The 17,469-nt window shown below is 38.4% G+C and carries 13 protein-coding genes; 3 read left to right on the top strand and 10 right to left on the bottom strand.

Annotation, left to right across the window (positions count from 1 at the left end):
* Nucleotides 1-114 precede the first annotated feature (114 nt).
* Together PSH54_RS02520 and PSH54_RS02515 are read right to left on the bottom strand one after the other, a co-directional pair.
* On the bottom strand, nt 115-600 hold the full coding sequence (locus PSH54_RS02520) for a GNAT family N-acetyltransferase (protein ID WP_004588789.1): 486 nt from the start codon (nt 598-600) through the stop codon (nt 115-117).
* Between the two features lie 10 nt (nt 601-610).
* Complete coding sequence (locus PSH54_RS02515; protein ID WP_273605410.1) at nt 611-5,368, bottom strand: PAS domain-containing protein; 4,758 nt, start codon at nt 5,366-5,368, stop codon at nt 611-613.
* Between the two features lie 422 nt (nt 5,369-5,790).
* On the opposite strand from PSH54_RS02515, the gene PSH54_RS02510 reads away from it, so the two are divergent.
* From PSH54_RS02510 to bfr (PSH54_RS02500), 3 genes are all read left to right on the top strand, one after another.
* Entirely contained in the window at nt 5,791-6,861 is a 1,071-nt protein-coding gene (locus tag PSH54_RS02510; protein WP_273605409.1) for a PepSY-associated TM helix domain-containing protein, read from the top strand.
* A gap of 166 nt (nt 6,862-7,027) precedes the next feature.
* Nucleotides 7,028-7,501, top strand: coding sequence for a bacterioferritin (gene bfr, locus PSH54_RS02505; protein ID WP_024031963.1), 474 nt, complete (start codon nt 7,028-7,030; stop codon nt 7,499-7,501).
* Between the two features lie 12 nt (nt 7,502-7,513).
* Nucleotides 7,514-7,978, top strand: coding sequence for a bacterioferritin (gene bfr, locus PSH54_RS02500; RefSeq protein WP_004588793.1), 465 nt, complete (start codon nt 7,514-7,516; stop codon nt 7,976-7,978).
* Nucleotides 7,979-8,049: 71 nt separating this feature from the next.
* On the opposite strand, the gene PSH54_RS02495 is transcribed toward bfr (PSH54_RS02500), so the two are convergent.
* The 8 genes from PSH54_RS02495 to PSH54_RS02460 all read right to left on the bottom strand — a co-directional run bounded on the left by PSH54_RS02495 (nt 8,050) and on the right by PSH54_RS02460 (nt 17,459).
* Entirely contained in the window at nt 8,050-8,244 is a 195-nt protein-coding gene (locus tag PSH54_RS02495) for a (2Fe-2S)-binding protein (protein ID WP_004588794.1), read from the bottom strand.
* Nucleotides 8,245-8,928: 684 nt separating this feature from the next.
* Nucleotides 8,929-12,129, bottom strand: coding sequence for an efflux RND transporter permease subunit (locus tag PSH54_RS02490; protein ID WP_273605408.1), 3,201 nt, complete (start codon nt 12,127-12,129; stop codon nt 8,929-8,931).
* An 11-nt stretch (nt 12,130-12,140) separates the two neighbouring features.
* Nucleotides 12,141-13,397, bottom strand: a complete 1,257-nt coding sequence (locus PSH54_RS02485; RefSeq protein WP_010388432.1) for an efflux RND transporter periplasmic adaptor subunit — start codon at nt 13,395-13,397, stop codon at nt 12,141-12,143.
* Nucleotides 13,398-13,461: 64 nt separating this feature from the next.
* On the bottom strand, nt 13,462-14,679 hold the full coding sequence (locus PSH54_RS02480) for a TolC family protein (protein WP_273605407.1): 1,218 nt from the start codon (nt 14,677-14,679) through the stop codon (nt 13,462-13,464).
* A gap of 83 nt (nt 14,680-14,762) precedes the next feature.
* Nucleotides 14,763-15,122 carry a hypothetical protein gene (locus tag PSH54_RS02475; RefSeq protein WP_273605406.1) on the bottom strand — a complete coding sequence of 120 codons (360 nt, stop codon included), beginning with the start codon at nt 15,120-15,122 and terminating at the stop codon, nt 14,763-14,765.
* A gap of 46 nt (nt 15,123-15,168) precedes the next feature.
* Nucleotides 15,169-16,071: a cation diffusion facilitator family transporter gene (locus PSH54_RS02470; protein WP_004588886.1), complete on the bottom strand. Its 903-nt coding sequence runs from the start codon at nt 16,069-16,071 to the stop codon at nt 15,169-15,171.
* Nucleotides 16,058-16,789: a transglutaminase-like domain-containing protein gene (locus tag PSH54_RS02465; protein ID WP_004588887.1), complete on the bottom strand. Its 732-nt coding sequence runs from the start codon at nt 16,787-16,789 to the stop codon at nt 16,058-16,060. The genes PSH54_RS02470 and PSH54_RS02465 overlap by 14 nt, the downstream gene beginning before the upstream one ends.
* Before the next feature lie 55 nt (nt 16,790-16,844).
* Nucleotides 16,845-17,459, bottom strand: coding sequence for a cation transporter (locus PSH54_RS02460; RefSeq protein ID WP_004588888.1), 615 nt, complete (start codon nt 17,457-17,459; stop codon nt 16,845-16,847).
* Nucleotides 17,460-17,469 lie beyond the last annotated feature (10 nt).

Here is a 17,469-nt window from a genome sequence, read left to right as displayed (position 1 = left end):
AATAAAACGTACCTTAGCATAACAATTTTTAAAACAGATACTGGCCGTTTTCGGCACTCATCTGCTTTTAAAAAAGTATTATACCAACCCACTTAATTAAGCGTTTTAGTATCACTATTGCTCAGCAAAATCGAGCAAGTCTTGGCCTGCTAGGCGGTAGATTATCCATTCGTTTTGGGCTTTTGCCCCAATGCTATTATAAAAATCTATAGCGGGTTTATTCCAATCCAATACTACCCACTCAAAACGTCCACAGTCGTTTTTTATGGCTTTATTAGCAAGGTGTTTCATTATTAGTTTGCCCGCACCATTGCCACGGCTATCGGGGCTTACGTATAAATCTTCCAGATATAAGCCATTTTTACCCAGCCAGGTAGAGTAATTATAAAAATACACCGCAAAGCCAATAGGCTCATCACCTTCAAGGCAAATAACACTGTGTGCTGTTGCCCCTTCACTAAACAGCGTTTTTATAATTGCTTGCTCATCTGTTTTTACTGCATCGGGTTCTTTTTCGTAAATGGCCAGTTCGGTAATAAACTGTAAAATTGTTGGCGCATCGCTTTTTTTAGCGTCGCGTATTTGTATTTGCTTACTCATGTTATTAATCCTAAAAGTACTGCTCTATTTTTTCTTTTAAAATATCAAGCTGAATGGGTTTAGTTAAGTAGTCGTCCATACCGGCATTAATACAACGTTCTTTATCTGAGTCCATTGCATTGGCGGTTAGGGCAATTATTTTTATTGCTTTGTGCTCATCCCCTGCCATACCGTCTCGTATATTAGCCGTGGCGTCAAAGCCATCCATTACCGGCATTTGGCAATCCATTAACACCAAATCAAAATACCCTTCGTTATGCTCGCTTAAGGTATTTATGGCTTCTTGACCATTTTGCGCCAGTATTACTTCGCAATTTAGCTTTTTAAGCATCAGTGTAGAAACATGCTGATTAACGGGGTTATCCTCAACTAATAAAATTTTTGCAGGTGTGTCTGATTTTTCTTTTCTGAGTGACGAAATATACCCTGGGGTCACCAAAGGAAGGGGCTCGGTGCTGTCTGAACTTGTAATAACCGATAACGCAGAAATTAAATCGGCGGTTGTAACCGGCTTAGGAAAATAAGCCTGAAAACCAATTTTTGAGTAGCGCTGAGCGCCTTCCATACCTGCAATACTGGTCATCATTACTAATGGCATGGCTTTATAGTCATCATGTGCTTTAAGCACTTTACACAGCTCCATTCCATCCATTTCTGGCATTTGCATGTCTAGCACAGCAATATCAAACATAGGCTGATCATTTTCTATACGCTGCGCACATAGTTCAAGCGCCTGTTTTGCACTACTAGCAAGCGTAACATTAGCCCCCCAATGCCCTAATTGCTGAGAGATAACTAAGCGGTTTGTCTCGTTATCATCAACCACTAATACATTTAACGAACTCATATTTATATTAGGGATGGTACGTTCTTTTTCGATGCCTTCAGCCACTTGCATGGTTGCAGTAAATTCGCTGCCTTTGCCAGGTTCGCTTGCCAGTGAAATTTTACCATTCATTAGCTCACATAACTGTTTACATATAGCAAGCCCCAGCCCCGTGCCTCCGTATTCTCGCGTGGTAGATGCATCAACTTGCGAAAAAGGGGTAAATAATTGCTGTTGTTTTGCTTTGGTTATGCCTATTCCTGAGTCTTTTACTTTTATATTTAGCAGTAGGTCTTGGTCGGTTTTTTCTATAGATGCGCTCACCACCACTTCACCCTGACTGGTAAATTTAACCGCATTACTAATTAAGTTGGTTACCACTTGGCGTATGCGCCCGGGGTCGCCCATTAAATGTGAAGGCTCCAAGGAGACTAAATCTAAAATAATCTCAATGCCTTTTTCTTGTGCGGTAAAGGCCTGTGCCTCGGCTATTTCGCCAATTAAGTCGCGCGCATTAAAATGTATATGCTCAAGCTCAACTTTGCCCGCTTCCACCTTAGAAAAATCTAAAATATCGTTAATAACGCCAAGTAAAGAATGAGCACTGCTTTTAGCAATAGCGACCTTTTTTTCTATTGGTTTACTTAATGGCTCTAACTCTACCAGCTCTAACATGCCTAATACGCCATTCATCGGTGTACGAATTTCGTGGCTCATGGTTGCCAAAAACTGGCTTTTTGCTACAGCAGCACCTTGTGCTTGCACTAAAGCAACCTTTAGCTTTTCAGCGGTTTCTTTACGCTTTTGCGAGACCAAGGTACTACCGACTAACGTAGCCAAAGAGCGCAAGTAGGTTTCTTCGCTTTGCGTCCAAATGTGCTTAGCCCCTACAGTTTCTGCACATAAAATACCTAAATTTCCATCGCCAGATGAAATAACCGCATCCAGCATCGATTGAATATTTAATGGTTGAGTATAACTTTGCGTAAATTCAATGGTTGCTTTATGCGTATATACATCTTCAATTGCCACTAGGTTTTGCTCAAAAATAGCCTCATAGTAACTTGGAAAATCAGCCTTTTTAAGAACGCCGTCAAAATCCACAAATCCATCTTTTCGAGTATATAAACCATGGCACGCCATTTCGTCGCACTGTTTGTTAAATATCCAAATAGAGGCACGCTCAACATTTAATACCTCTACCATCGACTTTATCGTCAGCTTTTTAACTTGCGCAACGTCGCTATTTTGTACCTCAGGCGAAACCGTTAATGACGCTAAATTTTTGTTATAGGCGTTTGCTTTTTCGCTTTCTAACTCTAGGCGTTTATGTGCATCAATACTTTGGAACGAGCCAAAGACACGCACACATTTGCCGTCTTTAAATTCCGCCTGCCCCATCGACTTAACCCAGCGCTCTTTACCGGTATAAGTTAAAATTATCAGCTCAACACTCCAGCTTTCGCCTAAAGTCACCGCACATTCAAACAACGTGCTAATTTTATCGCGGTGCTCTCCTGGCTTATAAAAGTTAATGGCAGTATCAATGCTAGGCTCAAACCCGTCGGGAACTTCGTGTATTACTTTTACTTCGTCTGACCAATACATGGTTTGGTTTTCAAGGTTTATTTCCCATGCGCCAATTTGGCCTTGTTTACTCATTGCTTCAAGCAGGTTTTGTTGGCGGGTAATTTCTACTTGAGTATTATGGCGCTCAGTAATGTCTAAAATAAAGCCATCTAAATAAAGAACCTCGTTGTCATCGCCATAAATTGCTTGGCCTTTTTCGTGTACCCAACGAATACTGCCATCATTTCTTTTTACTCTGTATTCAATAGACCAAGGCAGCTTTTGTGCAATACAGGTACTTACCTGCAGCTCAACATCTTGATCGCCATCGTGAATAATAGCGGCAAAGCTTAGTGTTTTATTATTAATAAAGTCATCAGGCGTATAGCCTGTTATGTCTTTTACTTGGTCACTCATGTACAACATAGTCCAGGCTTTATCGAACTTACATCGATAAATAACCCCTGGAATATTTTCCACCAAAGAAGCAAAGCGATCGCGGCTATACTGTAGCTCAGACTCTATTTGCTTACGCTCGGTAATATCTAAATGTGTTCCAATCATACGACGAGGCGACCCATCTAGGTTCCAGTCGACTACTTTTGCAGTATCGAGTACCCAAACCCAGTGGCCATCTTTGTGTTTCATTCGCGCTTCGCTGACATAGTAATCGGTGTCACCATTAAAATGCGCTTTTAGCTTTTGCTCTGAAATAACCAAATCATCGGGGTGTGCAAACTTATACCAAGTATTAATAGTGGTAGGTTCTAACTCGCTGAGTTTATAGCCTATTATTTCTGCCCAGCGATTATTAAAAGTCACTTTGCTGGTATCTATAAACCAATCCCATATTCCTACGGCGGTGGTATCTATGACTAACTGAAGCTGGGTTTTGTGCTGCTCAAGTTCAAGCTCTTGTAATTTTAATGGCGTGACATCAGTACGAATGGCTATATAGCTTTGCGGTTTTCCGTGCTCATCAAAAAATGGCGCTATGGTGGTGTCTACCCAATAAAAACCGCCATGTTTTGCTTTATTACAAATTTGGCCGTTCCATACTTCACCCCGTTTAAGGGTTTTATACATGCTTTTAAAAAAGCCTTTGTCGTGCCTTCCTGAATTAAGTAAACGGTGATTTTGGCCTATAAGCTCATGTTCTTCATAGCCGCTAATTTCACAAAACTTCTTATTTACAAAGGTGATGGTGCCCGCTAAATCTGTTACCGCAACAATGGCATGCTCATCGAGGGCACTTTTTTGCTCATCCAATTGTTTAAACGCAGTTTGCAAAGCAGAGCGCTGCTTTTGCAGTATGCTCTGCTGCTCTTCTTTAAATGCCACCATTTTTTGAAGATCTACTGATAACCTATTTAACTCGTGGCTATCAGTTAAAGTAGGCACCTTTACTTTCTCGCCATCGGTAATTCGGGCCATTACTGAGGTAAGCTGAATTAAAGGCTTAGATAAGCGCCGACTAAACCACCACGCTGCGCATAAAATGAGAAGTAAAGAAACTGCATTTGTAAAAATAGCCAGCTGCTTATAATAAGTAGAGTCTTTGAGCATAATGTGCAAAGGTTTTGCTGCTAAAAGTTGCCACCCTTGCACACCTAAAAAATTTAAATCACTAATATATGCATGGTATGTCGTGCCGTTGGCACTGGCGTAATCAAACACTTGCTTACTGGTGAGGGCCGTTTGCGAAAAAACAGGCGCCTCATCTGCATTTGTTACCGAAGAGCGCTCTATTTTATTATTATGTAGTACAAAAAAACTCACTTCGTTGTGCATGTTGTGAATGGTGTTTAAGCTTTTTAAAAGCCCATTAATATTTACTTCTGTGAGAATTACACCCTCTAGTTGTTGCGCCGAATTAAGCAAAGGCATAGCCACAATATTAAACTGTTTGCCATTTAACATAACAGAGCCAAAAGCGGCTGGCGTTGAGGTATTAACCGAATTTATAAGCGTACTAAGCTCACCTTTGTTTATCTGCCCATAAGGCGAGATAATGGGCTGCTTAAGTGCCGATGCAGCTATAATTTCTATACTGTTTACAAAGTCATATTGACTAACAAAATGATTTATTAATTTGTTTTGTTCAAGCGGGAAGTTATAAAGCTGATTTTTAAAGGTATATAAATCAGTAAGGTGATCATCAAACCATAAATTAGCAAACTCTGAGGCGATAGAGCTTAATTCATGAAGCTCTGCATTTGCATTTTTTTGCAAGGTATTATTAACGTGCTGTAAGCTAAACCAGGTCAGCAAGCAAAGTGGAACAATAGCAATAACTAAAAAAGTAATGATCAGCTTACTACGCACAGACTGAGCTGTGCCATTTAGCAGCCCATACTTTTTTCCTTCAACCATGCTATATATCCAATAACTGTAATTGTATTATTTATTACCTATAATAATGCACTAAAACCTAAAAGACGCAAGTTTTAGCCCGCAAAGCGTTTAAAATACATCACATAATTACAGTTTAAACATCAATAAGTTGCAATTAAAATTTACACGCAAAAATAAGCAAGAACGCAAACCGTGCATATTTTAATTTTTAGCTGGTATTTATTTCATTATTATAAAAATTAAAGCGCATTACTCATACGAACTTTTACTGACTTAAAGCCACTAAATTTTTAAACTTTATTTAAGGGTCTAAAGCTTAGCGTGTTGTTCGCGGTTTTATATACAGTAGTTTGCTTACACAAAGGGTCACATTTTATAAATTGATAAACACCTGTTCTATCACTTACAATCGCTGTAACTGCTTATTATAGAGATTACTTTTGAAAATCTGGTTACGTCGAATTCACTTATACCTTGCCTTACTAAGTGGCCTTTTTTTGTTAATACTCAGTATTAGCGGTGCCATTTTACTCTATGCAAATGACATACAATATTATATTCAGCCCGATAAATGGCAGGTAGAACCACAAACCAAAACGCTTAGCCACGCAGAGTTAATCCGCGCAGTACAGCAGCAAACAGATAAAAAAATCACCCGCTTTATGCCCCTTAGTAACCCTAATGCCAGCTGGCAATTTAGATTAGGTGATGGCAGTAACGCCAGTGTGAACCCGTATACAGGCAAAGTAATTTTTCAATACCAAACAAATGACACGCTGTATGGTTTTACCCTTGCTTTGCATCGCTGGCTATTATTTGAAACAGCCTTTGGTGAAAAGCCACTAAAAAACGTGGTCTCTGTATGCGCCCTATTATTAATAATAAATGTGTTAGTGGGTTTTTATTTATGGGTAAAGCCTAAAAACCGCCTAAAACGACTGGCGATTAAACCTAAAGCCAAATTTAAAGTACTTATGTATCAGCTACACACCGTGCTTGGTGTTTATGTTTTATTACCGCTATTGCTTATAGCCTTTACAGGTATCACCTTTAATTGGAAAAGCGCGACCAAAACATTAGTAGAAACCGTGGCATTTTCTCAAGTACAAAATAGGCCTAAAGCGCCAAAAGTGATAGCAAAATCAACAGCAAGTATTAAATACGACCAAGCAATAAATAAAGCCCTTGATGTATTTCCTGAGGGGATTTTGTATCGTATTTACTTACCTAAAAAACACAATGACCCAATCGCTTTACGCCTACAAAACCCAGGAGAAAGCCATGCTTATAGCTGGGTGTGGGTAAATCCATACAACGCTAAAGTGCTTAGCGCGTATGATGCCAGTAAAGCAAATGCAGTCACCCATGTATGGAACTTTAAATATGTGTTTCATACTGGCGCATTTGCAGGGCCGATTGTAAAATTTGTATGGCTTTTAATATCAATGTCGTTAGCATTTTTTATACTCAGTGGTGTTTATTTATGGTGTAAACGGCACAAGTGGGTATAGCATTACCCGTTAAATGAAAATGCAAAACTGTACATAAACCAAGCAATAACGCAAACTTAAATAAGAATCAAAACCAATTGTAAATTAATGATTTTTATAGAAAAACTTGCAAAATACGCAAATTTAACTACACTGTGCACAATTAAAATAGTTAAGGTGATTTATCATGAAAGGTAATCAAAAAGTAATCGATGCATTTAATACTTTGCTAGCCAATGAGTTAGCCGCAATTGACCAGTATTTTATTCATTCACGCATGTATGATGACTGGGGTTTAGATAAATTATATGTACGCCTTAACCATGAAATGGAAGAAGAAAAAGATCATGCTGATTGGCTGATCAAACGCATCTTGTTCTTAGAAGGCGTGCCTAACATGACTAAACGCCGTGACCTTTTAATTGGTAACGATGTAAAAAGCATGATGCAAAACGACTTAACATTGGAGCTTGAAGTAGTTGCATGTGTTAAAGAGGTAATTGCTATTTGTGAAGAGCAGCAAGATTATCAGTCTCGCGAAGTGTTAGAAAAGCTATTATTTGATACCGAAGAAGATCACGTTTATTGGTTAGAGCAACAACTTGGTCTAATTGATAAAATTGGTACGCAAAACTACCACCAAGCACAAATGGGCGAGTAAGGAGCATAAAGTATGAAAGGCGATAAAGACGTTATAGCAGCTTTAAATAAAGTACTCGCTAATGAGCTTGTGGGTATTAACCAATACTTTTTGCATGCCCGTATGTTTAAAGATTTTGGTTTTAGCCAGCTTGATAAAGCAGACTACAAAGTTTCAATTCAAAAAATGAAAAACGCCGATCGTTTAATCGAACGTATTTTATTTTTAGAAGGCTTACCTAACTTACAAGACCTAGGCCGTTTACGCATTGGCGAAAACAGCGAAGAAATGATTGCCGCAAATATGAGCTTTGAGCTTGATACAATTGATGATTTGCGCAGTGCAATTAAATTAGCTGAAAACAAAAAAGATTATATTAGCCGTGAAGCACTCGACAATATTTTGAACGAGCAGGAAGAACAAATTGACTGGCTAGAAACCCAGCAACTACTTATTCAAAATACAGGGCTTGAAAATTACTTACAGTCTCAACTGTAAGGTAAATTTAGGTCATAAAAAAAGCAGTTTTATAAGCTGCTTTTTTTGTATCTGAATTTTGTAATAACGAATTAAGCGACTTGATCGGTAATATCTGCAATCTCAATAAGTTTGCGATTTAGGATCTTTTTAGTACAACAACAACACTTACCGCATTGGCTGCCTACTTTAAGCTCTTTAGTTAATTCACGCATGGTAGTTGCACCATCGTCAATTGTTTGCTCAATTTTTTTATCAGTCACCCCGTGACAAAGACAAATATACATGAATACAAACTACTCTCAATTTCATTTAGTAGGTGCATATTAATCTAAACAATAATGGTTATCAATTGCTTGTGAAATAAAAAGTAATTTTTTTCAAAAAAATTGATCAGTGCCACTTAAATCGAGAATTCACGGCGCGTTGAGAACTTGTTGATTTATAATGAAATATGGCACTTAAATTGAGATTTATTAACTAAATTACACTCTAAAAATAATTATGTTTTTTATTAGGTAAATTTCTTAAACAACGAGAAATCGCTTTAAAACATCTATTACAGTAAGTGATTTGAAGTGGTAATTTGCCTATCTGTTATACGAAAGCTAATCGGGTTTACTTCGAGGTAGAGTTTATTTAGGCCGATGCTTGCCAGAGGAGCGACAGCACATCTTTATTTTTCATTACATAAAGAACTTCTATTCTTGGTCAGTTATAGCCGTGGATTGCATCACTCAATAATTACCGGCGGTCTGCTCTGTGCCATAAGCCGACCTTGAGACACATAGAGATTAAGACTGCAAAGATACGAAAGCGGAAGTTAGCTTTGGCCTGTTTAACGACAAATATTCCGACAAAGCAGTCATGACTATTAGTTTATTGTTAAATCTAATCTTTCTTTTCGTTCATCTACTCAATAACCCCACGCTAAACGTGACTTTAGCGTGGGGTTAGAGTTCACAGTAATTTTATCTGGATAGCTCTTTTATTTTTTTCTCTGAAAACCAGCGATATAAAACAGGTAAAACAAATAATGTTAACAGTGTTGCAGTTACCAAGCCGCCAACAATAACACTCGCTAATGGGCGCTGTATTTCTGCACCAACACCATTAGACATTAACATCGGTATCAAACCTAAAGCTGATGTTATAGCAGTCATAAGTACAGGTCTTAATCTTGAAGTAGCGCCTTCAAAAACGGCTTTAGATGCTTCTAGACCGTCTTTAATACGTTGGTTGATACTTTCTACCATAACGACCCCATTCAATACCGCTACACCAAATAAGGTAATAAAGCCAACGGAGCTTGGTACAGACAAGTATTGTCCAGATAAATATAAGGAGAAAACTCCGCCAATTACAGCAAGCGGCACGTTGACCAATATCAGCATAGCTTGACCAACAGAACCAAAGGCAAAGTAAAGTAGTAGTGCGATTAGTGCTAACGATAAAGGTACAACTATAGCTAACCTATTTTGAGCACGTTTTTGACTTTCGAACTGGCCGCCAATCGAAACAGAATAACCTGAAGGTAAGTCAACCTTTTCAGCAATTACCGTTCTGATATCGGCAACCACGCTTCCCATATCTCGATTTTGTACATTTGCTTGGATAACGACTCTTCGTTGTACATCATCGCGTCTAACTTGTGGTGGGCCTGACTCAAATGAGACTGAGGCTACGTCACCCAGTCGCACCCAAGCACCAGTAGGTGATTGAAGCCGAATATCAGCAATAGCTTCTTTGTTACTTCGGTACTCTTCCTCTATGCGAACGTAAATATCATAACGTTCATTACCATTGATTATTTGTCCGGCTGCAACACCACCAATACCATCACGCACAACCTCCATTATGTCACTCACAGACAATCCAAAGCGTGATAGTTCTTGCCTGTTAGGACTTATCACCAATTGCGCTTCACCAGCAATTTGCTCCAATGCAACATCCCTTGCACCTTCAATGTTTTTAATTGCTGTTTCTATTTCTTGACCTTTAGCCGCCAGTACCTCAAGTTCAGGCCCAAACAACTTTATCGCCAACTGAGCCTTAACACCAGATAGTAGCTCATCGACACGAGTCGCAATAGGTTGAGAAAAGTTGAGTAGCAACCCAGGGAATTCTTCTAAAGATCTCTCCATTTTTCCTTGAAGTTCATATCGATTAGATGCACTGGTCCACTCAGAAACAGGCTTCAACCCTATGTAAATTTCGATGTTATTCACTGGCTCTGGGTCTCCACCTATTTCTGCTCGACCAATTCGGCTTAATGCATAGGTTACTTCAGGAAAAGCCATTAGTTTTTCTTCTAGAATTGGTGCCACAGTGAGCGCGGTATCTAAACTGGAAGAAGGTGCAAGCGTTGCTCTTAAGTTTATCGTCCCTTCTTCTAACTCAGGTACAAATTCAGTACCAATTAATGGAACTAATGCAAAGGCAGAGAAAACTAATATAAGTGCGGCTGAAATGACTAATTTGGTGTGTTTTAGTGCGAATGTAAGCCCTTTTCTGTAGAGTTTGTCTAATGGCCTAAGAACAAAGCTTTCCCTCTCTTTTACACCTGACTTAAATAAATAAGTAGCTAAAGCGGGTACAAAAAACAACGCAACCACAATAGCAGATATAACAGCTAAAATGATGCTTATTGCCATAGGTTGAAATAACTTTGCCTCAACACCTTCAAAGCTAAATAAAGGCGTAAATACGACTAAAATAATAGAAGCTGCAAAAAATACGGGACGAGCCACTTCTTTACCCGCATTTTGAAGACGTAACTTAATACCATGCTCATCTTGTTCTACATCATGTGGATCAGTATCAGCACTAGGCACTCTTTCTTTTACAGTTTTTAAATGGGTAGAGTCTGGTCTATTTAAATGCTTAAACATGTTTTCAACCATCACGACTGAACCATCAACTAGCATACCAATGGCTACGGCAATGCCACCCAATGACATAAGGTTTGCAGAAATGCCCCACCAAGCCATGATCATTAACGCGATACCAATTGAAATTGGAATAGATATTAGGACAAGGAAGGTTGCACGTATATTCATTAAAAATAGTGCTAATACAATACAGATGAAAATAAATGCTAGTAATAGTGCATCAACTACTGTATCAACGGCTTTTTCAATCAAATCAGCCTGATCATAAAATGGTTCAAAGCGAACACCTTTAGGCAATGCTTGATTAATCAATGGGATTCTTGCATTGATACCATCAATGGTGGCTTTAGTATTAGACCCCATGCGTTTTAAGACAATGCCAGAGACAACTTCACCTAAATTTTCGACTTTACCGTCTTCGGTTTTGCGCGTCATTGTGACAGCACCTTGACGAATTTCACTGCCCATTTCAACTTTAGCAATATCCGAAACCGTCACAACTGTCCCATCAACTGTTTTGACGGGAACTTGTTTGATATTACTAATACCAGCGTCACCACTTTCAAACCAACCTGCACCTCTAATAACAAGCTGCTCTTGCCCACGGTTCATATACCATCCGCCAACATTGGCATTGTTGTTATCTAGGGCACCAACAACGTCTTCTTGCGTTAGGTTATAAGAAAGAAGCTTAGATGGATCTACATTTACTTGGTACTGCCTAACAATACCTCCAAAGGAGAGTACATCAGTAACACCATCGACAGGCATAACGAGTAATTTTACTACCCAATCATTGAGACTCCTGAGTGCCATAGCATCATAGCCTGCATCTTTATCTGAAATAAGAAGGTACTGAAATACTTGGCCTAGCCCTGAGGTGTTTGGCCCCATTTCGGGTGTGCCGACACCTTCTGGTATCAGTTCTTTTGCGGCTTGAAGACGCTCAAATACGAGTTGTCTTGCAAAGTAAATGTCGGTGCCTTCTTTGAAAACAACCGTGACGCCAGACAAGCCTGTTTTAGAAATTGAGCGCACTTGTTCTACATCAGGTAAGGCATACATGACCGCTTCAATGGGGTACGTAATGAGTTGTTCAACTTCTTCAGCAGCTAGTCCTGGCGCTTCAGTATTTACAGCAACTTGAACATTAGTAACATCAGGAAAGGCATCTAAATTTAGTTTTGGTATAACCATAATTGCGCCGACAATTGTGGCAAACAGCGCAATCAAAATCAGGAGTCTATTATTAACAGACCAATCTATTATTTTATTAAACATAGTCTTGCTCCTTAGTGGTTATGCGGATCAAATCCGCCTTTAGCGATTTCAGAAGCAACAAAAAATGCGCCTTTGGTTACAATTCGCGTCCCACTATCAAGGCCAATGATTTCCCTAAAATCACCTAAGGCTCGGCCTAGTTCTACTTCTACAGCTTTAAATTCTCCAGGGTGGTCTTCGACAAATACGGTCCAATCACCATCTGCGCTGCGGATCAATGCTTCTTCTGGCACAGCCATCACTTTCTGCTTTGTGGCAAACTGAAAGTAAACTTTTACAAACATACCTGAATGAAGGTTATCATCAGCATTCTGTACCCCCAATCTAATAATTCTTGTACGAGTTACGGGATCAATTGTATGGGCTTCTTGGATAACTTTGGCATTGTAACTCTGGCCTTCTAATTTAAGTACCGCAGGAGAATCAATTGATAAATTTAGCTTTTTATTTGGAGAAACTTTTGCTTCAACCCATAGTTGTTTTTCATCAGCTAACAACATGACTGAATCCCCAGCATCAACACGTTGCCCTTGGATAAAGTCGTCTTGAAGCACGACACCTTCACGGTGCGCCGTTAATGCATATTGTCCAAATGCTTTAATGTCTTTGTTAGAAATACCATTTATTGCTTTTTCAGTTAACCCTAAAGCAATGAGCTTGCCATAGCTCGCATTGTATGTTGTTTCAGCTTGTAATAATCGACTTTCACTCACCGTCTTATTACCCAGCTTTTTTACACGTTGCCATTCGGTTGAAGCGATTAAATAGTCAGCTTGTGCTTGTGCCATTGCTTCACTAAATAATGTAACTAACTTCTGACCTATTTCTACATACTCGCCAAGCGCTGCATGGCGACTGATAATGACTGACTCTGTACGTGGTGATACCACATAACTTTTATAGCCATTAGCTTTTATTTCGCCAGGTGCATATACGGAGCTAAATTGATATTCAGGCTTAACACTTTCCACTTTAATTTTAGCAAGCGACATCTTCTTTGGATCAATAGTGATACCTTCTTCATGTTCTTCTTCTCCCTCTTTATTACCACCTTCATGGCCGTGCTCGTCATGGTCACCTTTATCTTCTTCATGTCCCTTTTCGTGTTCATGCTCATCTTGATGTTCTTTTTCTTCTTGTTTCGAAACGTTTGTGACAGAACCAGTTCCATCTGACGACTGTGCAAAAGCATCATGATTTGTAGTAAACCCAACTAACAGGCTGCTAATTACTACGGCTAAAAATTTTTTACTAATTACTGTATTCATTTTTGTAACCTATACTTTTAATAAATTTAAGATTTCGTTTTTCGCTACTGAAAAAACAAAGCGCTCAAATCTCAAATTTGGATAACTGACCCATACTTAAAATGAAGGATATTTCTGCAAGCTTGAATTGATTTTCCAAACGTATCCCTGCATGAAGCCCTTCCGCACGTTGATTTAATGCAAGTAAGTAGTCAGAAGTATTAATGTCACCAGCTTCCCAGCGCTTATTTAATAAGTTTTCGCTGCTATCTAATCTGCCTTTTGTCAGTTTTTGCCATTGCTCATAGTATTTTTTACTGACAATAAGCGATTCATAATTAGCTTTTGCTTCAAATGACTGCTTTCGATAAACCGACCGAAACTTAGCCTCTGCTGCAATTGCTTCTGAATAAGCGGCTTTAACAGTATCTGAATAGTTATTTCTGATATTTAAAGGAATTGAGAAAGTCACGCCAATCAAGTCTTCATCTCCACTTTTCCCTGCGTTAACTCCAATGGTTGGATTGGCTTTAGATTCCATAGTGGTTAGTTGAGCTTTAGATTGTTTTATCTTCCATTGCGCTCTAGCGAGTTTAACTTTTGGATGTTCCTCAACCCACTGAGAGTTAAATGAATAGTTTGTTGCTCCAAAAGTAAATGAAAACAAATTGGTAGTATTAGGCGTCCAATCAGGCAATAACTCCTGAACATTTACCTCTGCATTTTTCAAAGCAATTTGCGACTCAGATATTTCACTGAAAACTTGGGACAAGTTTAAATAAACCAGTTCAGCGTCAAGTGGCTCTAGAAGTCCTGCTTTTCGCTTATCTTCAACAATTCCAACGAGCGTTTGTAATTGATTTTCTCTTACTGAAAGTAACTGAGCCACCTTTTTTGCTGCTTGCCAATTAACTATTGCAGTTAAAGCGTTAGCCTTTTTAGAATCGAGTAGAGATAACAATTGTTGCTGGTTTGCATAAACACCAATTTCACCAATGCTTTTATTTGCTGATTGCTTATCCCAAAAATCAATCGTTTGACTGATACCAATAGAATAATTATCAAAATCACCCTCTTTTTCATAGCTTGCTTCAAGCTCTGGGTTATATACGGCTTTAGTTAAGCTCTTGGCTCTATGATTACTTGCATTAAGTAACTCTTTAGCCGCAACAACTTCGGGATCTTTATTTATTTGACTATCTAGCCATGAAATACTTTTCTGTTTGGCATAAGTGGCAACTGAAAAACTCACAGCCATGCATAAAGACAGGACTAAACCTGCATTTTTTAAATATATATACATAAAAATTCTTAATTTTAAAATTAATAAACACGAAACCTTTATCCATTATTAAAGGATAAATAGGTCATTAAAAATTAATCTAATTAAGAAATAGGCGGACGAAGTATCGCTTCAAGAAAGGTACTTGTTTGATCAATTTGATAAGGAGTTTTATTGATAATATTTAGCTTACCATCGACATTTGAATTACTGACTAAAATCCAAGATAAATGGCTGCCACTGCAATGTCCGCAGTGATGACAATCCTTTACATCGTGCTGTTCATCATCTGTATTATCATTTAAAACATTTCGATCATCTGCATGATCATGTTGAATTTGAAGGTGCTCTATATCTATCTGGTGATTCTCAGGTGTTGCGGATACAACAGCAGTTAACGATTGCAAAACAATCGAAACGACTAATAGTATTTTTAACGCAACATTGAATTTCAAAATAAACACCTACTTAAATATGAAAAATTATAATATCAAAAAAAGGTTTTCTAAACTAGCCATGCGCATGTTTTTCATGCTCGTCACGGCAAGTTTCTTGAGGAAACTCAAACTCAATGGTTGTATGAGATAAATTATAAGAAGAAAGTTCCTTAGCCACTTGTTGTTTTAGCCTAATTAATTTATCAACCTCAAAGTTATGGGCTAACTCTAGGTGAGCAGTTAATACGTGACTTTCCCCGTCTAATGACCAAAAGTGCATATGATGAATCCCATTAATCTCAGGTATAGCCTTTATCGCTTTTTCAATATTATTCTGCACTTCTTCATCAGGTGTAGCTTGAAGAAATAGTGCCAATGTTGTTTTCAGGTTTTTCAAAACGTTAAACAATATAAACAGTGTAAAGCCTATAGAAAGCAAAGGATCTAATATTGGTAGATCTACAAAAAGCAGCACGATAGAAACAATTAGGACTGCAACCCAGCCAAGTACGTCTTCAAGCAAATGCCACGTAAGTACTTTTTCGTTCAGCGTTTTACCCGCTTTTAGTTTAAATACTGCATACCCATTAACAGCAACCCCAAGTAATGCAAGACCCAACATTCCTTCAGCCATTGGCATTTCAGGATTAGATAATCTTGGTATTGCTTCAAATAGCACCCAGACAGAACCAATAACTAATACAATACTGTTAATTAATGCGCCAAACAGGGTAAGACGACGATAGCCATAGCTAAATCTATCGGATGCTTCTTTATCCGAGAAACGACTCAGTATCCAAGCGAATCCTATAGATAAACTGTCACCCAGGTCATGTACAGCATCAGCCATAATAGCGGTACTGTTGGTTAGCCAACCACCAATAAATTCGATAATAGTAAATGAAACATTAAGGAAAAATGTCCAACCTATACGGTCGTCTTTTCCATGCGAATGGCTATGGCTATGATTGTGCATTTTCCACCTCAAGAACTTTTAAATTTCTTACATTGACTACGTTAAAATTGATAAAGTGACGGATCACTCGTTGATACATCCAACGTTTGATTCCTGATAAGTTAGTTCCTTTTTCGAGATAAAACTCATCAGGGGAATTATAAACACCAAAATCATCATGAATACCTTCTTTTTGTATATAGGTATCTTGACCACGCCAATCTGTATCTGGCGAAGAGAAACACTTTGTTGCAACACCATAACCACAAAATTCGTTTTTTATTTGACTAAATTTGTGCTGTAGTGAACTTAAATATTGTTCATCTAATATAAAGCCTTCTAAGTTTATCCAACGATCCTTGAAATAAACTTCAATCCAACTATGAATGATATATTTAGGTGCTAACCAAAATACATAAGTTGGAATAGCTCCTTTTTGTAATCGCTGCTCAATAGTAAAGCCGTGAAAACGACATTGAATACCTAATCCTCGTAACAAAGCCATCAGCAGGTTACCCTTGGTATTGCATTGTCCGTAACCATCGGCTAAAACACTGCTTGCTGAAATATCATCACTCTCATTGTAACCAAATAATATTTCATCTTTAACAAATTGGTAGGCTGCACCAATTTTGTTGAAGTCATCGAGTTCTTGCCAATTACGCTCAGAAATTAATGATTGAATTGTAGAGTGTTCAAAATTTACTATCTTGGTTTTTTCTAGATATTTGCTATTCATTGATGTTTCCTTACTTTGAACAACCAAAGGTTGATTGTTTATCTTCATTTGGTGTTTAACGTGTTTTCTCAGCAACAGCTAATTCTTGTTTAGCATCGCTTAGTATTCGGTAAGCGCCTCGAAGAATTAACATTGAAATGATGCTACCAATGACGATATCAGGCCAACGCTGTTTCAGCACCATAACGAGTATGCCTGCGATAACGACACCAAGATTTGCAATTACATCATTCGCTGAAAATATCCAGCTAGCTCTCATATGTACTTCATCGTTGTTGTGCTTTCGAATAAGGATGAGACAAATCACATTTGCAACTAAAGCAACCATGCCTACGCCAATCATAAACCAAGAGTGAGGCTCACTTTCACCATACAGCCTTCTAGCAATATCCATTAGAATTAGCACGCCTAACCCCAGTTGGAAATAGCCACTCACTAAAGCAGCATTAGCCTTATGTTGGATTGACTTTCCCACCGCGTATAGTGCAATTGCATAGACGATTGCATCCGCTAGCATGTCTAACGAATCTGCAATTAAAGCCGTTGATTCTGATAACCAACCAAAGCCAATTTCAAAAACAAACATCGAGGCATTGATAGCCAGAAGCCAATAAAGCACCGTTTTTTGCTGGTTATCTTTTAGCTCAACTTCACACCCACAATCGCTCATTTTCATCTCC

The sequence above is a fragment of the Pseudoalteromonas sp. Angola-30 genome, from assembly GCF_028599215.1.
GTDB lineage: Bacteria > Pseudomonadota > Gammaproteobacteria > Enterobacterales > Alteromonadaceae > Pseudoalteromonas > Pseudoalteromonas atlantica.
Note: the sequence above shows the minus strand (reverse complement) of the source record. Positions and strands in the feature narration are given on the sequence as shown.